Source organism: Pseudenhygromyxa sp. WMMC2535 (genome assembly GCF_011083025.2).
In genome coordinates this window covers 2,221,272-2,242,876 of the sequence record NZ_JABJWV010000001.1, presented here as the reverse complement: position 1 = coordinate 2,242,876, position 21,605 = coordinate 2,221,272, and the positions used below count along the sequence as shown (strand labels likewise).

Below are 21,605 nucleotides of genomic sequence, written 5' to 3'. Positions count from 1 at the left end.
CCCCCAGTAGCGTGCGCCCGTGAAGCTTCACCAACTCGAGGGCAAGAGGGTCGGTCTGTGCGTCTCCGGCGGGCTCGACAGCAAGACCGTGGCGTCGCGCTTGATGCAGGCCGGGGTCGATGTCGTGTGCTTCACCGCTGACCTCGCGCAGCCGGACGAGGAGAGCATCGAGGGCGTGCGCGAGAAGATGCGCCCGACCGGCGCCGAGACGGTGATCGTCGATCTTCGCCAGGACATGGCGCGCGCCTGCTTTCGGATGATCCGCACCCAGGCCGTGTACGACGGCGGCTACTGGAACACCACGGGCATCGCCCGCGCGGTCACGGTCCGCGGTCTGCTCGGCCCGATGCAAGCGCGCGGCTGCACCGTGCTCGCCCACGGGGCCACGGGCCGCGGCAACGACCAGCTCCGCTTCGAGCGCTACACCAACGTGCTCGCCCCGAAGATGGGGGTCTACGCGCCCTGGCGCGACCCGGCGCTGCTCGAGCAGTTCCCCGGGCGCAAGCAGATGATCAGCTACCTCGCCCAGCAGGGCATCGAGGTCGAGACCGGCGGCGAGCGCAAGCGCTACTCGACCGACGCCAACTTGGCCGGCCTGTCCCACGAGGCCGAGGACCTCGAGGACCTCGAGACGACGATGACCATCGTCGAGCCGCTGATGTGCGTGTGGCCCAAGGACGCCCCGGACACCACGGAGACGGTCAGCCTGCGCTTCGAGAAGGGCGACTGCGTGGCGATCGACGGCCAGGCCATGGATCCCTTGCAGTGCATGCTGACGGCCAACCGCGTCGCGGGCCGCAACGGGGTGGGCCTCAACAACGCGCTCGAGAACCGGATCATCGGGACCAAGAGCCGCGGGGTCTACGAGGCGCCGGGCCTGACCTTGCTCGGCTACGCCCTGCGCGTGGTCTACCAGGCCGTGATGGACCGCCGCTCGACGCAGCTCTTCCACACGCTCTCGCAAAACTACGCCCAGCAGATCTACGACGGCCGGCTCTACGATCCCCAGGCTCGGGCGATCCTCGCGGCGGTCGACGTGCTGGCCGACTTTGCGACGGGGACGGTGGAGCTGGGGCTCTACAAGGGCAACATCTTCTTCAAGGCGCTGCGCGACTGCCCGCACTCGCTCTACAACCCGGCGGACGCGTCGATGGAGGCGAGCGACGGGCTCAACCCGGTGTCTTCGCAGGGCTTCGTGGAGGTGCTCGAGGTCGAGGCGAAGGCGCTCGCGCGCTCGGGGCAGATCGTGGGGTGAGCGCTCGTTTTCGAGGGCTCTCGAGGGGGGCTCCTGGTTCGGCTTCGTGCTGGCTGGGGGCCTTCTTCTTTTCTTGGGGGTGAGGATCGGATTGGTCTTTTGCGGGGATGATCTTGGGGTGAAGATCGGGTTGGTCTTTTGCGGGGATGATCTTGGGGGTGAAGGCCGGATTGGTCTTTTGCGAGGGTGTTCTTGGCCGGCGGGCACGCGCACGGGACAGCAGGGGACCCTCTGGGCTCAGACAGGCTTGCGGACTCCGACGGGGTGGCTGTGAGAGGGTTGTTGGCCTTTGCGAGAGGTGTGGCTCCGAAGTTTGGGTACGTATGCAAAACTCGCCCAGAGGGTCCCCTGCTGTCCCTTTTGTGCGCGTCTTTGTCGGGGAGTGGTTCCGCCGCGGGGAGGCGGAGGGGGTGGCTTCGTTGGAGGAGAGTCTCCGTCGAGAGGGAGGCGGAGGGGGGCTTCGTTGGAGGAGAGTCTCCGTCGAGAGGGAGGCGGAGGGGAGCTTCGTTGGAGGAGAGTCTCCGTCGAGAGGGAGGCGGAGGGGGGCTTCGTTGGAGGAGAGTCTCCGTCGAGAGGGAGGCGGAGGGGGGCTTCGTTGGAGGAGAGTCTTCGTCGGGAAGGGGGCCGGTTGGTCTTTTGCGGGGATGTTCTTGGGGGTGAGGATCGGATTGGTCTTTTGCGAGGGTGTTCTTGGCCGGCGGGCACGCGCACGGGACAGCAGGGGACCCTCTGGGCTCAGACAGGCTTGCGGACTCCGACGGGGTGGCTGTGAGAGGGTTGTTGGCCTTTGCGAGAGGTGTGGCTCCGAAGTTTGGGTACGTATGCAAAACTCGCCCAGAGGGTCCCCTGCTGTCCCTTTTGTGCGCGTCTTTGTCGGGGAGTGGCTCCGCCGCGGGGAGGCGGAGGGGGTGCCTTTGTTGGAGGAGAGTCTCCATCGAGAGGGAGGTGGAGGGGCGCTTCGTTGGAGGAGTGAGTCTCCGTCGCAAAGCTAGCTGCGAGGGGGCGAGGGGAGGTTTGGACCGTTCTACGAAGAAGCTCTTGGAGGCTTCGACGAAGCGGCGCGAGAAGGAGGATAGAGCCCGACCGTCCCCCAGATCGGAGACCCCTTCACCCTCTCCAGGGCCAGAGAGCTCCCCAATAAAAGACGCGCACAAAAGGGCCAGCAGGGGACCCGTTGGCCGAGTTTAGCGTACGCACCCCACCTTCGACGCGCCTCCCCTCATCAAAGAAGGCAACCGCCCACGCAGACGCGGCCGCAGTCAGCGTTTGTTTGAGGCCAGCGGGTCCCCTGCTGGCCCGTGCGCGTGCTCGCTACCGAGAGCTCCCTCGTCCAGAGACCGGAGACCCCCCGCCGGCAAGCACCCCGAGTCGAAAGACCGGAGACCCCCCGCCGGCAAGCACCCCGAGTCGAAAGACCGAAGACCCCCCGCCAGCAAGCATCCCGAGTCGAAAGACCGAAGACCCCCGCCAGCAAGCACCCCCGAGTCCAAAGACCGGATCAGACCCCCTCAGTCATCCACCGGCACCAGATCATCGTCATCCCCCCCATCGAGCTCATCCCCCGGCATCCGCTCGAGGTCGAAGCTCGCCACCAGATCGTGGTCCGTCGCATCCAGGACCCGCACCCGATGCACCTCCCCCGGCTCCGCCGTCCCGTCGCAAAGGATCACCTTCCCGTCGATCTCCGGCGCCTGCCCCTCGTGCCGCCCATCGAGCAGCAGCTCGCTCTCCGCCGACAGCCCGTCCACCATCACCTCGATCACCTCCCCGATCATCTCCTCGAACTTGCGCGCCCGGATCTCCGCCTGCATCTGCATCAGCTCCGTCGCCCGGGCCTCCGCGACCGCCGTGTCCACGCGCTTGGGCTGCATCGCCGACACCGTCCCGTCCTCCCGCGACCACGGGAACACGCCAAGGTGATCGATCTGGCCCTCGCCCACGAACTCGCGCAGGCGCGCGTAGGCGGCCTCGTCCTCGCCCGGGTGGCCGACGAGCATCGTCGTGCGCAGCCACAGGCGGCTGCCCGCGCGGGCCTCGGCCGCGCGCAGATCCTCGACGAGCTGGCGGACGACCTTCTCCGTGTAGCCGCGGCGCATGCTCTTGAGCACCCCCGTGTCGACGTGCTGCAAGGGCACGTCGAGGTAGGTCGCCACCTTGGGGTGCTCGACGATGCGCGAGATCAGCCCCGGGGTGACGGCGGTCGGGTAGGCGTAGTGCAGCCGGATCCAGCGCAGCTTCGGGATCTCGCCCAGGGCGTCGAGCAGGCCCTCGAGGTTCGAGGGCGCCATGCCGCGGGCGGCGAAGTCGGTGCCGTAGGTGGTCAGGTCCTGGGCGACCAGGCAGACCTCGCGGGTGCCGGCCTCGACGAGGCCGTGGACCTCCTCGACGATGTCGAAGACCGGCCGCGAGCGCTGCGGGCCGCGGAGCTTGGGGATGATGCAAAAGCCGCAGGGGCGGTCGCAGCCCTCGGCGATCTTCACGAAGTTGCTGTGCCCGGCCCCGTAGGTGCGGCGCGGCGTGGCGTGGTCGTAGAGCCACGCGCGACGGTCGAGCTCGCTGACGCCGAGGCGCGGGGCGGCGCCGGCGAGGACCCGCTCGAGGCCCAGCATGTCGGCGCTGCCCAGGAAGTGATCGACCTCGGGCATCTCGTCGGCGAGCTGCGTGGGGTAGCGCTGGCTCAGGCAGCCGGTGACCACCAGCTGCTTGGCCGCGCTGCCCTCGCCCCGAGTCGCGCCGGTCTTGACCGCCGCGAGCTCGAGGATCGTCTCGATCGACTCCTCCTTGGCCGCGTCGATGAACCCGCAGGTGTTGACCACCAAGGTGTCGGCGGCCTCGGGGTCGTCGACGAGCTCGTGGCCGCCAGCCTCGACCACGCCGAGCATGACCTCGGTGTCGACTTGGTTCTTCGGGCAGCCGAGGCTGACGAAGTAGACCTTCTTTTTGACGTTCGAGCTCGCGCTCGGGCGCCCGCCGATCACCGGGAGGGTCAGGGACATGGCGTCGACGTGTAGCCCCAGACCCGGCGTCCCGCAAACGGGGAGGGGGCGAGGGGGAGGGGGCGAGGGGGAGGGGGCGAGGGGGAGGGGGCGAGGGGGAGGGGGCGAGGGGCGAGGGGCGAGGGGAGGGCGCCGCGTGCTCACATCTTGGACTTTTCGCAGCCGCCGCCCGCGGCCTCGAGGCCGGCCTGGCGCAGCGCGTGCGCCGTGGGGCCCTCGCCCAAGGCGGCGCGGGCGTCGGCGCCGTGACCCTCGCCAAGCACGTCGCGCAGGTAAGGCTCGAAGTCGAAGGTGTCGGAGTGGTCCTGAGTGTGGCAGCCCAGGCAGAGGCTGCGCGGGGGCTCGAGCTGGATGTTGTCGGTGCGCGGATCCTCGACGTGGAGGCTCCCGGGGCCGTGGCATTGCTCGCACTGCACGTCGCGCAGGCCCTCGTTCTCGACGACCTCGCTGCCCCCGGGCTCGCGGAAGCCGGTCACGTGGCAGCCCACGCAAGACAGGTCGTACTGCTTGTTGGCGACCGCCAGGGTCTCGTAGGCGCCAGCGTGGACCGTGGTCTTCCACAGCGCGACGGCCTCCTCGTGGCAGTCGGCGCAGGCCTCGACGCCGACGTAGCCGGGCTTGCCCGGGGCCGGCTCGGGCGGCTTCACGCCGGCGAAGCGCTCGGCGTTCTTTTGCGCCACCCAGCCGTCGTAGCGCGACAGAGCGGTCTTCGCGGCGTCGTCCTCGGGCAGGCGGCAGCTGACCTTGGTCTGCGCGGTGATCACCGCGCCCGCGACCTCCGCGGGGATCGAAGGATCCTCCAGCTGGCTCTTCAGTGCGTCGCGGTCGGCCTCGAGGCGGGCGAGGAAGGCCGCGTCGGCGGCCGGATCCTCGGCGAGCTTGGCGAGCTTGGACTCGAGGCGCTCGAGCTCGGCGGTGAGCTGCGTGGCCGAGGGCTGGAGCGTCCAGGACTCGGGCAGCTCGCCCTCGGGGAGCTCGGGGCTGAGCGAGAAGGTGAGGTGGCTGATGCTCTGGCCGCGATCCCCGGGCTGGAGCAGCCAGGTCTGGCCGATCTGCACGGGCGCGCTGCCCAGGCGGCCGAGGTCCGCGTTCTCGAGCACGCCGCCCATGACGACGACGTCGAGGCCCTCGACCTCGCGGGCCACGGTCTCGGCCAGGTCGCGGGGGCCGTGGACGACGACGACCTGGAGATCTGCCTTGGCCAGCGCGGGCGCGAGGCCAGCGAGGGCCTCGACCGGGGCCTGGAGCGCGGGGAAGTCCGCCGCCCAGCTGCCCCGGGCGGCCTCGGCGAGCGCGGGATCGACGACGACCGTGACCGCGGCCTCGAGGCCGTGGCCGAGGGAGATCACCCGCAGCGGCTCCACGCCCGCGGGGTTCGCCGCGCCCTCGCCAGCGCCAGCGCCCTCAGTGGGGGCGACGTTGCCCAGGACCCGGGGCAGGGGGAAGGTTGCCAGGGACTCGGCGCCGGCCTCCGGCTCGGCGTAGTCCGTGGGGCCGAGGCCCGAGACCAGGCCATCGAGCTGGGAAAAGCGGGACTGGAGCAGCTTGGCTCGCTCCGCGGCCTGGGCCCAGGCCGCCTCGTCGACGGGGCCCTCGGGGCCCTCGGGATCCGGAAAGAGGAAGGAGCCCGGCTCGAGGATGAGGCGCTGGCCGGCCTCGGACTCGGCCTCGATGTAGCCGAAGGCGTACTGGAGCCCGCCCAGGGGGTCGGTGGTGCAGCCGCAGGGTGCCACCGTGCCCAGCTGCCGGCCGAAGGCGAAGAGATCGATCTCCACGCGCTCTGGGCGCGAGGCCTCGTCGGTGGTCCGCGGGGGGGCCTGCTCATCGCCGTTGGCCTGGGAGCCCGGGCCGTTCTTGCCCTTGCAGGCGCTGGTCGCCAGGCCGGTCGCCGCCGCGAGCGCGAGCAGGCAAAAGGACGCAGAGCGGGCGAGGGCGGCGGAGGTCATGCGATCACTCATGAACGAAGTCTTGGATGCGAAGGAGAGCCCGTGAAGGCGGCCTCGGGGACGATCCAGGCGCGATCCAAGCGCCCATGTCGAGGGACGGGGGTGGCCTGGCTCGGCCCCGAGGTTGACGAGGGGCTGTGCCCCCGCTAGGTTCGCGGGCCCTTTGGCCGCACGAGCGGCCGATTTCTCGTTCAGTCTTTCCGAGAGCACCATGGCCGTCAAGATCAGGCTCGCCCGCGGTGGCGCGAAGAAGCGCCCCTTTTATCGAATCGTTGCTTCCGACGCTCGCTCGCCCCGCGACGGGCGCTTTCTCGAGAAGCTCGGCACTTACAACCCCATGGTCGAAGAGGGTGGCCTCGAGATCAATCGCGCCCGCATCGAGTACTGGATGAGCGTCGGCGCCCAGCCGACCCACGCGGTCCTTCGTCTGCTGCGCAAGCAGACCACCACCGCCGCCTGAGCTCGCTCCGCTGCGCTCTCGATCCCTGCTCCCGAGGCGGGGGAGGCCGTAATCGATCGGCGATCATCGCCGTCCCACCCGGGCACCGAGGTCGGTCCCGGGTGCGGCCAATTCCACTCTATGCCTAGCCGCCATGGCGAGGCTGTGGGATGCTGGAGGGAGCCGGCTCTCCTGCCTCGCTCTCGACACGCTCTCTCGCTCTTCTCGCTCTCGGAGGCCCAATAATCATGTCCGCCAACGTCTCGCTCAAGGAGCTCATCGAGTTCATCGCCAAGGCCCTCGTCGACAGCCCCGAGGACGTCGACGTCTCGGAGATCGCTGGCGAGCAGACGGTCGTGCTCGAGCTGCGCGTGGCCAAGGACGACCTCGGCAAGGTGATCGGCAAGCAGGGCCGCACGGTCAAAGCGATGCGTGCGATCCTCAACGCCGCCTCGTCGAAGGTGCGCAAGCGGGCCGACCTCGAGATCCTCGAGTAGTCGATGTCCGAGCGTCTGGTCCTGCTGGGCTACGTCGCGGGCGCGCACGGCGTCCGTGGCGCGTTGCGGGTCAAGCTCCACAACGCCACCTCGAGCACCCTCGAGCCCGGCGTCGCGCTGCACCTGCGTACGCGCGGTGCAGGTGCAAAAGAGGGCGCGGGTGATGGCGACGCCGGGGAGATCAAGATCCTCAGCCGCTTCGCGCCCAAGCCCGGCAGCGACATGGTCCGCATGTGGCTCGAGGGCGTGGACAGCCGCGAGGGCGCCGACGCCCTGCGTGGCCGCGAGGTGTTCGTGCCTCGGGCCGCGCTGCCCGAGCCCGAAGACGACGAGTACTACCTCGACGATCTCGTCGGCTTGCCCGTCGTGCGCGAGCGCGAAGGCGGCGAGCCCGAGTCGCTCGGGACGATCACCGGGCTGAGCAGCAACGGCCTCCAGGACCTCCTCGTGATCCGCCTGCGCGGCGCCGAGTGGCTGCTGCCCGCGCTGCCCGTGTTCATCGTCGCGATCGAAGCGCAGCGCGTCGTCGTCGATGTCCACGACGACATGCTCCCCGAGTCGAGGTGAGCGAGGTGGAGGAGCACGCTCAGGCGGAACGCGGCGCCGACAGTGGTGCCGAGGGCGGCATCGCCTTCGAGGTCTTCACGCTCTTCCCGGAGATCGTCGAGGCCTTCGTCAACGCGGGGCTGATGGGCAAGGCCGTGACCCGCGGCCTCGTGCAGGTGCACTGCACCAACTTTCGCGACTTCACCCACGACCGCCACCGCACCGTCGACGACGCGCCCTTTGGCGGCGGCGCGGGCATGGTGATCAAGCCTGAGCCCGTCGTCGACGCCCTCGAGGCGGTCACGGCCGCGCGCGGCCCCATGCACCGCATCCTGCTCACGCCCTCGGGCGCGACCTTCGATCAGCGCGCCGCCGAACGCCTCGCTCGCATGCCTCGCCTGGCGCTGCTGTGCGGGCGCTACGAGGGCATCGACGATCGCGTGCGCGAGGGCTGGGTCGACGAGTGCCTGTCGATCGGCGACTTCGTGCTCAACGGTGGCGAGGTCGCGGCGGCGGTGATCATCGAGGCCGTCGGCCGCCTGCGCGAGGGCGTGCTCGGCAACCCCGACTCGATCGTCGAGGAGAGCCACCACGACGAGGGCGACTGGGGCACGGTGCTCGAGCACCCTCACTACACGCGGCCGGCCGAGTTCCGCGGCCGCGAGATCCCGCCGGTGCTCCTCGCCGGTGACCACGGCAAGGTCGAAGCGTGGCGCCGGCGTCAGGCTTGCCTGCGGACCTGGGCGCTGCGCCCCGAGCTGCGCCCGCGCTGGCGCCTGCCCGCGGAGCACCCCTGCACCCTGGTCGCCCCCGCCGACACGCCCGAGGGAGATCTCGAGGTCCTGCGCGAGCTCGCCGCAGCTGCCGGCTGGGGAATTCGAGTGATCGGCTCCAACATGAGGGATCTCAAGCAGCTGCGTCGGGCGCTTCGTCGGCGCCACGGCGCCGAGCCCTGGTTCGTCGGCGTCGGCCCCTGGCGCCCCGCAGATCCCCTCCCGCCTCGCGGCCCGCGACTGGTCCTGGATACCCTTGCCTTCGAACGAAGGGCGTTTCCTGGGCCTTTGGCGCTGTGGCTGGGCGAGCCCCAGGATCCCGCGGCGGCGGGGCTGATCTCGGCGTGGCTCGCGCTAGACACGGGCGAGGGCGCGCACGAGGACGTGAGGAGCAATCATCGCCGACGACTTGCGATCGCCTCGGCTTTGATCGACATTTCGCAGCCCCCCGCGGCGCGTGCCTCGGCCGTGTCGCTCGCTCAACTCGTCCTCGCGGCGATGCGGGCGGAGGGGTTGCTCCCGGCCTCGGCCTAGATCTAGGCCGGTGGAGCCCAGCCGAGGCACCAAGCAGAGGTTTTTCTCATGAGCCACGCCAGCCCCCTGATTCAAGAACTCGAGCAGGAGCTCGTCCGCCAGGACATCCCCGAGTTCCGGCCCGGAGACACCATCGCCGTCCACGCCCTGATCTCCGAGGGCGGTAAGGAGCGCGTTCAGGTCTTCGAAGGTGTCTGCATCCACCGCAAGTACAAGGGCCTGCGGGGATCCTTCACCGTCCGCAAGGTCACCGACAACATCGGTGTCGAGCGTGTGTGGTCCCTGGCCTCGCCGCGCGTGACCAAGATCGAGCTGGTCGCCCGCGGTCGTGTCCGTCGCGCCAAGCTCTACTACCTCCGCGATCGCCGTGGCAACGCCGCCCGCATCAAGCGCAAGGTCGGCGACTACAAGTCGGCGATGGCCGCCCTCGAGGCCGAGAAGGCCGAGAAGGCCGAGGCCAAGAAGGCGCGCAAGGATCGCAAGAAGGCCAAGCGCAAGAAGAAGAAGGACGCCAAGGATTGAGGCGTCGACCCTCGCGTCTCGTCGCCTGACGAGCGCGCAGCGGTGAACGAAAACGAGAGCCCGCCGACCTTCGAGGTCGCGGGCTCTTCGTGCTGGGGGCGCAGAGCTTTCTTCGCTCGGCGTGCACGCCTGGCCCGCGCGGGCCGATACCTCCAGCGTGGAGCCTCAGCACACCCGCGCTCGTGGTCAGGACGGTGAGCAGCGAGCCGCCGAGCTCCTGCGCCGCGCGGGTCTGGAGATCCTCGCGTGCAACGTCAGCCTCGCGCGCGCCGAGATCGATCTGATCGCCCGCGAGGAGGGTGAGGGAGGCGAGGTCACGGTCGTCTTCGTCGAGGTCCGCGGCCGCGCCGACGATCGCCGCGGGCACCCCTTCGAGACCATCGACGCGCGCAAGCAGGCGCGGGTGCGTCGGGCCGCGAGCGCGTGGCTGATCCGCCAGGGCTTGTGGGAGCGGGTCGCGGTTCGCTTCGACGCGGTGGCCGTCGTCGGTGAGCGCCTCGAGTGGTTGCGCGACGCGTTTTGAACCAAAACAAAACGGGCAGCGAATCTTCGCTGCCCGTCTTGGCTAGGGAGGGGGTGCCGGGCTCAGCCGGTCTCCTCGTCGCCGTAGCACTCGAGCCAGGCCTCGCCGGTGTTCGGCTCGCACTCGGCCTCGAGGTCGTCGAGGGTGTCGAGGTCGTCACGGCACACGCACAGGCGCTGGCAGCAGAACTGGCCGAGGCGCTGAAGCACGGTGCAGGAGAAGCCGGTGCTGCAAGAGGTCTCGTCGTCGTCGACCGCGGGGCGGTTGTTGAGCGAGGTGTTGTTGCAGTCGTCGTCGCTCGAGCAGGTCTTGGAGCACATCGAGCGCTCGAGCACGTAGTCGAGGCTGAGGCGGCAAGCATTGTTGACGCACTCGAAGATCTGGGCGTCGCCGCCGGCCGAGGAGTTGCACTCCGCGGAGGACGAGCACGCGGTCTCGGGCACCGTCTGCTCCTCACCGTAGACGCAGAGCAGGTCGCTACAGGAGAGCGCGGGGAAGGTGACCAGCTTGCTCGTGGGCGGCTCGACGGTGCCGTGGTTACACGGCGCACCAACGTCACCCTGGGAGCACCCAGCCAGCAAGAGACCGCCGACGAAAAACGCCGCAGCAGCGAAGGGGGAGGACTTCAGGCGGTTGATGAGCATCGAAGGGTCTTCCGTGCGTTCCTCGAGCGCTATGAGAGGCGTTGTCGTCGACGCCACGGCCGCATAGCGGGCGAGGGGAGCTGCATTCGGCATCCTACACGTCGAGAATCTAGGGTCAAGTGCGCGTTCACGACGTTCCGCTGAACGCGCTTCTCCCCGCGGGGCGCAGTCTGGCTCGCTGGTGTCGTACGCAGCGCCCCCGGGAAGGGGCCGTCGGCGCGGGGGGATGCGTGCGGCGAGAAGACGCGGCGACGAGAGATCTCGGTGACCTGAACGGATCTCGACGATCGAGGCTCACGTTTGGCATCGAGGGTTGGATTGGGGGTGAGCAATGCGCGCAGACTGGGTGTCCATTTGGAAAATTCCGCGGCGTCTAGATCTGCACCGGGGTCTCTCCCGTTGGTTTGCGCCGTTGAAGAGCCCTGCTCCAGCACTGCACCGAAGGGCGCCCCAGGTCCCGATCTCCTCGGGGTGCGCCTCGGGCTTGGATCCACGTTCGGGTGTCGCGGGTCCCGCTCGCTCCAGCTCGGAGGAAATGCGGGTGCCGCAACACACCGGGCTCGCCGGTCGCGGTCGTAAAGCCCGCTTGGAGGCGCCTAGCCGCGCTTGCGATCGTCGACGGGCCGCTGGTAAGGTCCCGTCGCCCCTACATGGGTCCAACGCGCCAGCGATCGCGATGAAAAAGCTCAGCCTGCTCAAGTCACTCCCGCTCCTCCTCGGCCTCGCGTTCGGAGTCGCTTCGGTGACGGCTTACGCCGCACCGCCGCCACCTCCGCCTGGCGACAGCGCACCGCCGCCGCCGCCCGGAGACAGCGGACCCCCGGCCCCTCCTGGACAAGACGGACCTCCGGCCCCTCCCGGACAGGACGGCCCGCCGGCCCCTCCCGGAGCGAGCGGCACGCCCAGCAACGAGCAAAACCAGGCCGAAGAGGCCTACAAGGCCGAGAGCTACGAGGCCTCCGCCCTCGTGTTCTACAAGGTCGCCTACGAAGGTCAGTCCGGCGACGCGACCCGTGCTCAGTTCTGGCTGGGCAAGGCGCTGTTCCAGATGGGCTTCTACGCCGGCTCGCTCGCGGTCTTCGACGAGATCGTCTCCGTCGGCCCGAGCCACCCCTACCACCAGCTCACGCTGCCCTGGCTCGCGTCGCTGAGCCGCAAGCTCCCCGAGGGCGCCGGCGTGCTCGAGAAGGTCGGCACCTACCGCCCGCAGGACCTCGAGAACGAGGCCTTCGACTCGGTGCGTGACGAGCTCTACTTCCTGCTCGGCCGCTACCACTACCGCAACGGTGACCTCGGCCAGGCGATCGCGCTGCTGTCTCAGGTCCCGCGCGAGAGCGACTACTTCATCCCGGCGCAGTACTTCCTCGGTGTCGCCGAGACCCGCGAGTACCACGGCCCCGAGGCGGTCGAGGCGTTCAAGAACGTCCTCCGCAAGAACCTCGAGCTGCGTCAGATGCAGGGTAAGAAGAGCGACCGCGAGGCCAAGAAGCTCGCGCGCATGTCCGACAAGAAGAAGCGCCGCCTGGGCATCTCCACGGCCGAGCTCGACTTCGCGGACCAAAACAAGCGCTTCGAGGAGCTCGCCAACATCGCCCTGGGCTACATCTTCTACCAGGTCGGCAAGTTCCCCACCGCGCTCAAGTACTTCAACAAGATCAGCATCGAGTCGCCCTACTGGCTGGACTCCGTGTTCGCGGCGGCGTGGTCCGAGTTCCGCCTGGTCGAGGTCGAGCCCGAAGCGGCCAACCGCCACTACCAGCGCACGCTCGGGTACATCCACACCCTCAACGCGCCCTTCTTCTACGACTACCTCTACCCCGAGGGCCTGATCCTCAAGGCGGTCACCTACTACTTCAACTGCCGCTACGCGTCGGCGAAGGCCTCGATCGAGGAGTTCAGCTCGCGCTACGTGCAGACCAAGCAGGACCTCCGGGATCTGATCGACTCCGCGCCCGAGGACTACGCCCTCTACGAGCTGTCGGTGAAGATCCGCGAGGAGCAGTCCGACCTCGAGCCCTTCGTGGAGATGGTCGCTCGCAAGTCGCTCCAGGATAAGACCCTGGAGAAGTACTACGACTACGTGAACCGCCTGGTCTTCGAGCAGGAGACCCTGTTCAAGGAGCAGAGCAGCGAGTTCCAGGGCAGCGGCCTCGGGGTGCTCTTGCTCGAGAACCTCGACCTGTCGCTGTCGATCGCCAAGGAGCGCACCGGCGCTCAGGCGCGTCTGCGCATCAACGACCAGATCGCCGAGATCAAGAAGCTCGAGAAGGAAGCGATCAAGGTCGAGTACGAGATCGTCGAGAAGCTCAAGAAGCTCGGCGAGGAGGGGGCCGGCGAGGACATCAAGATCAAGCCGGGTCCCGAGGAAGAGCGTTACAACTACAACGGCGAGTATTGGCAGGACGAGCTCGGCTACTACTACTACCGCGTCACCAGCGTGTGCGCCGAGTAGCGACTCCCACGGGAGTCACCGAGCGAGTCACTAGGTTCGAAGGAACACCGAGGCGAGCGGCGCTCTGAGCGTCGCCGCCTCCACCGCAAAAGGTCCAAGATGAGGTCGCACAACCGCTTCAATAGGTCCCGCACCATCGGTCTGATCACTGCGAGCAGTGTGGCGGCGATGCTGCTCGTCGCTGATGTTGGCTACGCGCAGGAGCCAGACGACAGCAACGTTCGCTACAACCGCCAGTCCAAGAAGACCAAGGCCAAGTCGGATCTGCTCGACACGAAGTTCAAGGAGCAGAAGCAGGCCGAGGAGAAGCGACGCGAGCGCGGCGTCCAGATGATGGAGGGCTCGCAGTTCGCTGCCCAGCAGCGCAAGGCCGTCGAACAGGAGATGGCCGACAAGCAGATCGAGTTCCTCAAGCGGCTGATCAAGACGACCGAGGCCTCGGACCCCGAGTATCCGGACTACCTCTTCCGCCTCGCTGATCACTACCTCGAGAAGAAGGCCTACTTCGACCTCCAGGCCGGCTCGCTCTACGAGAAGATCTACGAGGCCGAGGACGCCAACAAGGGCAAGCTCGCCAGCCAGCTCAAGGAGCAGCAAAAGCGTCACATGAAGGACGCCCGCTCCGCCAGCGAGGGCGCGGCCCGGATCTACGAGGCGCTCGTCAGCAACCCTCAGTTCGCCAGCTACAAGCGGATGGACGAGGCGCTGTACTACTACGCCTTCGAGCTCGGCGAGCTGGGTGAAGAGACGAAGATGCAGGCGGCCTACCAGCGCCTGATCAACGACTACCCCAACAGCCCCTACATCGCGAACGCCTACCTGGCCTTCGCGGACTACTACTTCGGCAAGGGCCAGATCGGCAACGCGGTCCGGCTCTACGAGCGGGTCACCCAGTTCAAGGACAGCCCGGTCTACGCCTACGCGCTCTACAAGCTGGCGTGGTGTCACCTCAACCCCATCGGTGAGTTCGACGCCCGCTACGACAAATCGCTGCACTACTTCGTGGAGACGATCAACGCCACGAAGGAGGGCCGCGCGGGCTCCGAGGCCAACGGCAAGCAGCTGCGCCGCGACGCTCGCCGCGACCTCGTGCGCGCCTACGTCCACGCGTCCAAGCCCTCGAAGGCCTGGGACTTCTTCCAGAAGGTCGGCAACGGCCCGGGCGCCGACGAGAGCGACGCCCGCAAGATGATGGAGCTGCTGGCCAACCAGTACTTCGGCGACGGCCAGTACCCCGAGTCGACCTTCGTCTACAAGGAGCTCCAGAAGATCTTCCCCGACGATCCGATGACCTGCGAGTGGCAGGGCAAGATCGTCGTCAACACGCTGGCGACCGACAACAAGGAGGTCCAGTGGAACGAGACCAACGCGCTCGCCTCCTACTGGACCAAGTTCAAGGACGCCGACGTCAAGAAGGCCGTCAAGAAGAAGTGCCGTGACAACGCCCTGGCCACCATGAAGCAGATGGCCACGGTCTGGCACGACGAGGCCGAGAAGACCAAGCTGCCGCGGACCTACGAGCTGGCCGAGAACGCCTACGGCGTGTTCCTCCAGACCTTCCCGGGGGACAAGGACGGCTACGAGCTCCAGTACTACTACGCCGAGCTGCTGTGGGCCCTGGCCACCAACTCCTACAACAGCAAGGACAAGGACGAGCGCCAGCGCGGCCTCGACTACTTCAAGAAGGCGCACGACCAGTTCGTGCGCACCCTCGAGCTCGACCCCGAGGGCAAGTACACCGCGGACGCTGCCTACGCGCAGATGCTCGCGATGAAGAACTACCTCGAGTACGACGAGACCGGCGGCAAGAAGAAGTCCTGCCAGCTCGACGATCAGGGCGTCTGCATCTACCGCGAGGAAAAGAAGAAGAAGCCCAAGAAGAGCAAGGACACCGAGGTCGACGCCGAGAACGACTTCCCTGAGACCGAGTACACGGACGAAGAGAAGCAGATGCTCGGCTCGTACGACATCTACACGAAGTACGTCAAAAAGAAGGACGACAAAGAGCTGCCCAAGATCATGTATCACCGGGCAAAGCTCATGATGGAGCACAACAAGTTCGACGAGGCGAAGCCGCTCCTGATGGAGATGGTGACCAAGTTCGACGACGTCAAGGAGGCGCAGATCTACGCCGCTTGGTGCTCGGCGATGCTCATCGACTTGCTGACCATCCGCTGGCTCGACAAGGACAACAACCCGGCCGAGGTCATCGCGGCCAGCGAGGAGCTCGAGGAGTGGGCGACCAAGCTCCAGGGCATGAAGATCTGGAACCACCCCGAGAACTCCTCGGTGCGCGAGGCCGTGCCCACGCTGCTCGCGGGCATCGGCTGGAAGAAGGGCATGGCCTACCGCGACGCGGGCGCGGCCTACGTCAACGGTGAAGAGGGCGGCGACCCCAAGGGCTTCGAGAAGTGCGCCGCGCAGTTCATCGAGGTGTTCAACAACTTCGAGGACCACGACAGCGCCGCCACGCTGCTGTGGAACGCCGCCGACTGCTCCGACGCCGCCTACCAGGTCGGCCAGGCCATCCAGATCCGCCAGGCGCTGCTCGATCGCTTCCCCGACAGCGAGCACGCCCAGGACACGCTCCACTTCCTCGCGGAGTCCTACCAGGCCGTGGCCTACTACGCGGACTCGGCCCAGCGCTACGAGGAGTTCGCCGAGCAGTACCCGAAGGACGACCGGTCCAGCAACGCGCTGCAAAACGCCTACCTGTTCCGCCTCGGCCTCGGTGAAGAGAGCAAGGCCAAGGAGAACCTGGGCAAGTACGAGTCCCTCTACAAGAAGAAGGACATCGACAAGGCCGCGAAGATCTTCTGGTCGCAGCACGACCTGCTCGAGAGCGAGGGGGCCAAGCGCTCCCACGCCGAGCAGTACCTCAAGACCTACGGCAAGCGCGGCGGCATCGACCGCAACGTGGTCGCCGAGGCCGTGATCGCGCAGATCGACTGGCGCCGCTCCTGCGAAGAGCCGCTGCTCTACGACTCCTGCATCACCATCAAGCGTCGTCGCGTGCTCTCGGGCGTCGAGGAGATCGAGCGGCGCAAGAAGATGGAGGAGAAGCAAAAGGCCGCCGAAGAGAGCGACGAGAAGACCCGCTTCCGTCCCCCCAGGCGCTGCGGTAGCCCCACCCAGGGCATCATCACCGTCCACCGCCGGGGCAAGAAGCGCCGCGAGGCCGCGCAGGCGCGCTTCAAGAAGATCCTCAAGCTCGTCGGCAACGGCAGCAAGATCAAGCTGCCCGAGGACGACGTGAAGCGCATCGAGGACTTCAAGAACGCCTGGGCCATGTCCATGGTCTACCGGGCGGACTCCAAGTACGAGGAGTACTTGACGCTCAAGATGCCCGAGGATCTCGATTTCACGGTCCTCGACTACTACAAGGACACCGGCGTCCCCTCGCTCGAGCGCAAGTACGAGGAGTCGCTCAAGAAGGCCGAGGACTCGAAGAAGCGCTTCGGCGAGTTCTTCCAGGAGAAGGTCAAGCTCGGCCAGGAGCTCAAGGACGAGTACGCGGCCGTCAAGGACACCGGCAGCCCCTACTGGGTGCTGGCCGCCGCGGCGCGCACCGCCTCGGTGCTCCAGAACTTCGCGGACCAGCTCTACCGCGCCGACGTGCCCCAGAGCTTCCGTACGCAGGAGCAGGTCTGGGCCTACTGTGACGCGCTCGCCGATCAGGCGCAGCCGCTGCAGGACGAGGCGCTCGCCGCCTACACCTACTGCATCGAGCGCTCGACGGAGTTCCAGTTCTTCAACGAGTTCTCGCGTCTGTGCGAGGAAGAGATGCAGCAGCGCGACGCCGAGAAGTACCCGGCGACCAACGAGCTGTTCGGCGTGTCCATCTACACCGCGAGCCGGATCGAGAAGGTCGGCGTGCTCGAGGATCCGATGGGCGGGCGCAAGAACCCGGTCAAGAAGAAGCAAGAAGAGACCGGGGGCGCGAGCGCCTCGGCCGACGCGGACGAGAGCAAGGAAGAGGAGGAGTAATCATGATCATCGATAAACTCTCCCCCATCGCGCTGTGCCTGGGCCTCGCCGTGGCCGGCTCCATGGTCGGCTGCAAGAAGAAGGGCGGGGACTCCAAGAACCCCGACAACAAGGAGCTCAAGGACGCCGGCAACGCCGAGGTCCCCGACGAGCAGGCCAAGGCCCAGTTCGCGGAGGCCTACGAGGCCTACGAGACGGCCAAGTCCGACGGCTCGCTGTCCGCCGCCGAGTGTGAGCGGGTGGCCAAGACCTTCCAGGAGGTCTACGAGAGCAACAAGCGCTCGATGCTCGTCGCTCGCTTCAACGTCGGCGCGCTCTGGGAGGAGTGCGGCGACATGGAGAAGGCCGCCAAGGTCTACCAGGAGCTCGGCGACAAGAACTTCCACCTCGCGCTCAACAACCTGGGCGTGATCGCGTGGAACAAGGGCGACACCAAGAAGGCCCTCGACCTGTTCAAGAAGTCCGTCGACGCCGACAAGAAGCAGGCCTTCGCCGCGCGCAACAACCTCGCTGCTGCGCACCGCGATCGCTACGCCGACAAGGTCAGCCAAGAGGACTTCGAGATCGCCGAGAAGCAGATCCAAAACGTCCTCGCCGTCGACACCAGCAACAAGGCGGCCTACGAGAACCTCGCGCGGCTCTACTACGACCGCGGCCGGCTCAAGGATCCCTCCTACCTGGTGCTCGCCAACCTGGTGGTGACCCAGGCGATCCGCGTGCTCGAGAAGGACAAGCAGGACAGCGCGGACATCCGCAACCTGCAGGGCCTGCTCTTCATGCAGCAGGACAACCAGATCGACGCGCTCAAGGCCTTCAAGAAGGCCGTCTCGATCGACGCGAACCACGCCGACGCGAACCGCAACATCGGCTTCATCGCGATCCGCTTCCGCGACTACCCGACCGCCGAGAAGGCCTTCGACACCGCGCTCAAGGACGCCAGCGTCAAGCGTGACATCGAGGTCTACATCGCCATGGGTGTGGCGAAGCGCGGCCTCAAGAAGTTCACCGAGGCCGAGGAGTGGTACCGCAAGGCCATGGAGATCGATAAGAAGGACCCGCGGCCCTGGTACAACCTGGCCGTCCTCAACCAGGACCACCTGGTGGGTCAGGACGACGTCGATCAGACCAAGCTCGAGGCGTTCTACAAGACTGCCCAGGAGCACTGCGGCAAGTTCATGAAGATGGCCGAGGGCAACAAGAAGTACGCCGACGCCTACGCCGATTGCGTCGACCGTGACGCGATCATCAAGGACACCTTCGAGACCTTCAAGGTGATGGCCGAGCTCGAGAAGAAGGCCAAGGAGCTCGAGGCCCTGGAGAAGAAGCAAGAAGAAGAGCGACGCAAGCGCTTGCTCGAGATGGAGCAGCAGGCCGCGGCCGCGGGCGAGGAAAGCCCGATGGAGGCCCAAGAGGCCGCCGCGGACGCAGAGGGCGGCGAGGGCGGCGAGTAAAGCCAGCTCGACGAGCATCCTCCGAGAGGGCGGCCCGGCATCCGGCGCCGCCCTTTTTCATGCGCTGCGTTTCCGCCTCGGCCCGGGCCCGCGCTCTCGACGCGGAGATTCGAGGGGGATCGAAGAAGATCCAAGCGGCAGGGGTGCTCGTTTGGGAGCTGGCCGTGGTTTCAGGAGCGCAGGCTGCGGCTCTCGACGCGGTCCGAGCGGCCGCGATCTCGCGGTGATCGCAACCATCCCCGAGCGCAAAAGATCGATTCTCGCCGCCTCCAAGCGCAATACGATGGTTTACACACATTCCTCGCACCGCTAATATCCCCAGCGAGGTTTCGCCTCGGCCGTCCCTTGGGCGGTGTGCTCCCCAGGAGTCCAGCCATGAAGTTCTGCAAGTCGATGCTCGTTTTTTCCGTCGCGTTCCTGCTCTCGGCCACCGCCTGGGCCGCCCCGGAGGACGCTGACGCGGCCGCCATGCGTGGGTCCGATGGTGGCGTCACCGTCTACGACTTCGAAGACGATGACGTCGACGGTGAGGTCCTCTCGCCCGAGGGCGCCAACCTGAGCTCGCGCGGCCGCAGCAAGCACGCCAGCATGATCACCATCCGGCCGCACTTCATCTCCGAGCTCATCAAGATGGCCAACGACATCTGAGGCCGGGGAGTGGCCAGCCCTCGCAGCAGGGGCTGGTCACGCCGCTCTGTGCGCGTGCTCACGGACCAGGTCCAGGACCTCGGGAAGAAAATCGCAAGCGCCAGGAACCTGCCCAGTAAGTCGCTGTCCAGACGCCCGAACCCGAACCCACTTCTCAACGACCGCCTGCGTGTGACGGTCTCCCAATCCCGAAGGGAGCGCACACGAGGCCCGACCGCCCGCAGGCGAACCAAGTATTTCGAGGACCGATGTCCAGCAAGACGCTCACGCTGAAAATTTTCCGGGCAGACGAGCTCGTCGACACCAAGACGCTCAGCCAAGACGTCATCAAGATCGGCAAGCTCAAGAGCAGCCACCTGTGCCTCGAGGACGAGGCCGTGGCGCGCATGCACGCAGTGATCGAGGTCTCGGGCAACGATGTCCGGATCATCGACCTCGGCAGCGCGACGGGGACCGTGCTCAACGGCGCGCCCATCGACAAGAACGCCTCGGTCAGCCAGGGCGATGTGCTGACCTTCGGCCCCTACCGCGTCGAGATCTCGTCGATCGCCGACGCCCAGGCCGTCGCGCCGGCGCCCGCTGCTGCGGCGCCGGTGGCCGCCTCGCCGAGCACCCCGCCGCCGCGTCCGGTGGCCGCCGCCGCGCCGATGGCCGCCGCCGCGCCCCCGATCCAGATCGACGTCGGCGCCGTCGAGGTCCAGGACGGCCGCCAGGTCGCCGAGGTCGTGGCGATGTACGGCCGCACCGCCCTCGACGTCGCGCACGTCGGCCAGGTCAAGAGCCGCAAGGCGAGCGCGCCGATCTTCATGGGCATCGGCGGCATCATGCTCGTCGGTGGCCTCGCGCTCTTCGGCTACGAGGTCACGCAGGACTGGGAGAGCTACTCCAACGAGCTGCGCGAGGCCAAGCAAGCCAAGATGACCGAGCCGACCAAGCCGGGCGCGGGCACCGGTGCCCTCGGCCTTGGGCTGGCGCTGCTCGGCATGATCCCCTTCGTCGCCGGCGCCATGCGCCTGAGCGAGAAGACCGTCGTCGACTACACCATCGGCGAGGGCCACAACGCGGTCTTCCACGTGCCGCCCCAGGGTCTGCCCGACTCGGTCGCCTTCCCGCTCGTGCGCAGCAGCGGCGGCGAGTTTGCGCTCAACTTCACCAAGGACATGTCCGGCGAGGTCACCCTCGACGGCCAGACCCTGTCCCTCGAGGAGCTGGTGTCCTCGGGCCGCGCTGGCGGCTCGGGCTCGCACTACAGCTTCCCGATGCCCCGCGGCGTCCAGGGCAAGGTCAACTATCAGGACATCACCTTCCACATCAACACGGTCAACCCGGGGGCGGTCGTCGCCGGTCGTGGCGACGTGGACTGGCCGTTTTGGGCCTACGTGGGCGGCACCGCCGTCATCGGCATCACCTTCTACCTGCTGATGCGCAGCATCCCCGACGACCTCCTGGCGATCAGCCTCGAGGACGGCGACGGCGAGCCGGCCTACGCCCGCTTCATGCACCAGCCGGACGAGACCAAGGAGGAGGAGCCGCCGCCCGAAGAGGAGACCGAGGCCTCCGACGACGCCGCTGGCGGCACGGGTCAGCGCCACGCCGGTGAGGAGGGCAAGATGGGCAAGCCTTCGAGCAAGTCCAAGTCCGGCCTCTACGCCATGAAGGGCCCGAAGAACGCGGTCCCGCAGATGGCTCGCAACTTCGACCCCGACATGGCTGCGCGCAGCGCCGGCATCCTCGGTGTCATGCAGCAGCAGGGCGGTAGCTTCCTGGCCTCGCCCCACGGCGGCGCGTTCGCGGTCGGCAACGACGACGAGGACGTCTGGGGTGGTCTGACCGGCAGCGAGGTCGGTGAGGCCTACGGCGTCGGCGGCCTCGGCCTGGTCGGCACCGGTCGCGGCGGCGGTGGCACCGGTGAGGGCACCATCGGCCTCGGCAACACCGGCCTGATCGGCAAGGGCGGCGGCGGTGGCTCGGGCTCGGGCTACGGCCGTGGCTCGGGCGCTGGCTTCGGTGGCCGCGGCAAGCGTGTCCCCAAGGTCCGCCAGGCCAAGGCCAAGGTCCAAGGTGCGCTCGACAAGGACATCATCCGTCGCATCGTCCGCGCGCACATCAACGAGGTCCGGTCTTGCTACAACGCCGGCCTGACCAAGGACCCCAACCTCCAAGGTCGCGTCGCCGTCAACTTCGTGATCACCGGTACGGGCAAGGTCGGCTCGGCGGTCGTCCAGGAGTCGACGATCAAGGACAAGAGCGTGGGCAACTGCATCGCCAAGGCGGTCAAGCGCTGGAAGTTCCCCAAGCCCCGTGGCGGCGGCAACGTCATCGTCACCTACCCCTTCAACCTCAGCCCCGGCTGAGTGACGCCCGCGCTGCACAGCGGCGCAGGGGATCGAGA

At 67.6% G+C, this 21,605-nt stretch carries 14 protein-coding genes and 2 pseudogenes; 13 read left to right on the top strand and 3 right to left on the bottom strand.

Annotated features, from left to right (window positions below):
* Positions 1-19 precede the first annotated feature (19 nt).
* Positions 20-1,255, top strand: a complete 1,236-nt coding sequence (gene argG / locus G6O69_RS08410; protein ID WP_172303005.1) for an argininosuccinate synthase — start codon at positions 20-22, stop codon at positions 1,253-1,255.
* 1,508 nt (positions 1,256-2,763) lie between these two features.
* Here the strand turns inward: argG and rimO are convergent.
* Together rimO and G6O69_RS08400 are read right to left on the bottom strand one after the other, a co-directional pair.
* Positions 2,764-4,251: a 30S ribosomal protein S12 methylthiotransferase RimO gene (gene rimO / locus G6O69_RS08405; protein ID WP_172303004.1), complete on the bottom strand. Its 1,488-nt coding sequence runs from the start codon at positions 4,249-4,251 to the stop codon at positions 2,764-2,766.
* A 140-nt stretch (positions 4,252-4,391) separates the two neighbouring features.
* Positions 4,392-6,209 carry a multiheme c-type cytochrome gene (locus G6O69_RS08400; protein ID WP_172303003.1) on the bottom strand — a complete coding sequence of 606 codons (1,818 nt, stop codon included), beginning with the start codon at positions 6,207-6,209 and terminating at the stop codon, positions 4,392-4,394.
* A gap of 199 nt (positions 6,210-6,408) precedes the next feature.
* Here G6O69_RS08400 and rpsP point away from each other — a divergent pair.
* The 6 genes and pseudogenes from rpsP to G6O69_RS08370 form a co-directional block, all read left to right on the top strand.
* Positions 6,409-6,630: pseudogene (gene rpsP, locus G6O69_RS08395) on the top strand (30S ribosomal protein S16); the annotation flags it as partial.
* Positions 6,631-6,884: 254 nt separating this feature from the next.
* Positions 6,885-7,133, top strand: coding sequence for a KH domain-containing protein (locus G6O69_RS08390; protein ID WP_172303001.1), 249 nt, complete (start codon positions 6,885-6,887; stop codon positions 7,131-7,133).
* Between the two features lie 3 nt (positions 7,134-7,136).
* The gene (rimM, locus tag G6O69_RS08385) at positions 7,137-7,700 is read left to right on the top strand and encodes a ribosome maturation factor RimM (protein WP_172303000.1); all 564 of its coding nucleotides are present in this window, start codon (positions 7,137-7,139) and stop codon (positions 7,698-7,700) included.
* 59 nt (positions 7,701-7,759) lie between these two features.
* Positions 7,760-8,440: pseudogene (gene trmD, locus G6O69_RS41990) on the top strand (tRNA (guanosine(37)-N1)-methyltransferase TrmD); the annotation flags it as partial.
* A gap of 594 nt (positions 8,441-9,034) precedes the next feature.
* Positions 9,035-9,508, top strand: a complete 474-nt coding sequence (rplS, locus tag G6O69_RS08375) for a 50S ribosomal protein L19 (protein ID WP_172302999.1) — start codon at positions 9,035-9,037, stop codon at positions 9,506-9,508.
* A 121-nt stretch (positions 9,509-9,629) separates the two neighbouring features.
* Complete coding sequence (locus G6O69_RS08370) at positions 9,630-10,031, top strand: YraN family protein (protein ID WP_217909796.1); 402 nt, start codon at positions 9,630-9,632, stop codon at positions 10,029-10,031.
* A 62-nt stretch (positions 10,032-10,093) separates the two neighbouring features.
* Here G6O69_RS08370 and G6O69_RS08365 read toward each other — a convergent pair whose 3' ends face one another.
* Positions 10,094-10,675 carry a hypothetical protein gene (locus G6O69_RS08365; protein WP_172302997.1) on the bottom strand — a complete coding sequence of 194 codons (582 nt, stop codon included), beginning with the start codon at positions 10,673-10,675 and terminating at the stop codon, positions 10,094-10,096.
* Positions 10,676-11,351: 676 nt separating this feature from the next.
* Here G6O69_RS08365 and G6O69_RS08360 point away from each other — a divergent pair.
* The 6 genes from G6O69_RS08360 (at position 11,352) to G6O69_RS08335 (ending at position 21,567) form a co-directional block, all read left to right on the top strand.
* Complete coding sequence (locus G6O69_RS08360; RefSeq protein WP_176396717.1) at positions 11,352-13,127, top strand: collagen-like protein; 1,776 nt, start codon at positions 11,352-11,354, stop codon at positions 13,125-13,127.
* A 99-nt stretch (positions 13,128-13,226) separates the two neighbouring features.
* Positions 13,227-17,114, top strand: coding sequence for a tetratricopeptide repeat protein (locus G6O69_RS08355; protein ID WP_176396716.1), 3,888 nt, complete (start codon positions 13,227-13,229; stop codon positions 17,112-17,114).
* A gap of 2 nt (positions 17,115-17,116) precedes the next feature.
* A complete protein-coding gene (locus G6O69_RS08350; protein WP_172302994.1) occupies positions 17,117-18,565 on the top strand; it encodes a tetratricopeptide repeat protein in 1,449 nt (482 codons plus the stop codon).
* A 59-nt stretch (positions 18,566-18,624) separates the two neighbouring features.
* Positions 18,625-18,792: a hypothetical protein gene (locus G6O69_RS08345; RefSeq protein ID WP_176396715.1), complete on the top strand. Its 168-nt coding sequence runs from the start codon at positions 18,625-18,627 to the stop codon at positions 18,790-18,792.
* A 148-nt stretch (positions 18,793-18,940) separates the two neighbouring features.
* Positions 18,941-19,213 (top strand): hypothetical protein, encoded by a 273-nt coding sequence (locus G6O69_RS08340; protein WP_172302993.1) that lies wholly within the window; start codon positions 18,941-18,943, stop codon positions 19,211-19,213.
* Between the two features lie 248 nt (positions 19,214-19,461).
* Positions 19,462-21,567, top strand: a complete 2,106-nt coding sequence (locus G6O69_RS08335; protein WP_172302992.1) for a TonB family protein — start codon at positions 19,462-19,464, stop codon at positions 21,565-21,567.
* The last annotated feature ends 38 nt before the right edge of the window (positions 21,568-21,605 follow it).

Bases quoted from the DNA above. Each gene is read 5' to 3' on its own strand.
- rimO (WP_172303004.1), bottom strand. From the start codon at position 4,251: ATGTCCCTGACCCTCCCGGTGATCGGCGGGCGCCCGAGCGCGAGCTCG.
- G6O69_RS08400 (WP_172303003.1), bottom strand. From the start codon at position 6,209: ATGAGTGATCGCATGACCTCCGCCGCCCTCGCCCGCTCTGCGTCCTTT.
- G6O69_RS08390 (WP_172303001.1), top strand. From the start codon at position 6,885: ATGTCCGCCAACGTCTCGCTCAAGGAGCTCATCGAGTTCATCGCCAAG.
- rimM (WP_172303000.1), top strand. From the start codon at position 7,137: ATGTCCGAGCGTCTGGTCCTGCTGGGCTACGTCGCGGGCGCGCACGGC.
- rplS (WP_172302999.1), top strand. From the start codon at position 9,035: ATGAGCCACGCCAGCCCCCTGATTCAAGAACTCGAGCAGGAGCTCGTC.
- G6O69_RS08365 (WP_172302997.1), bottom strand. From the start codon at position 10,675: ATGCTCATCAACCGCCTGAAGTCCTCCCCCTTCGCTGCTGCGGCGTTT.
- G6O69_RS08360 (WP_176396717.1), top strand. From the start codon at position 11,352: ATGAAAAAGCTCAGCCTGCTCAAGTCACTCCCGCTCCTCCTCGGCCTC.
- G6O69_RS08355 (WP_176396716.1), top strand. From the start codon at position 13,227: ATGAGGTCGCACAACCGCTTCAATAGGTCCCGCACCATCGGTCTGATC.
- G6O69_RS08350 (WP_172302994.1), top strand. From the start codon at position 17,117: ATGATCATCGATAAACTCTCCCCCATCGCGCTGTGCCTGGGCCTCGCC.
- G6O69_RS08345 (WP_176396715.1), top strand. From the start codon at position 18,625: ATGCGCTGCGTTTCCGCCTCGGCCCGGGCCCGCGCTCTCGACGCGGAG.
- G6O69_RS08340 (WP_172302993.1), top strand. From the start codon at position 18,941: ATGAAGTTCTGCAAGTCGATGCTCGTTTTTTCCGTCGCGTTCCTGCTC.
- G6O69_RS08335 (WP_172302992.1), top strand. From the start codon at position 19,462: ATGTCCAGCAAGACGCTCACGCTGAAAATTTTCCGGGCAGACGAGCTC.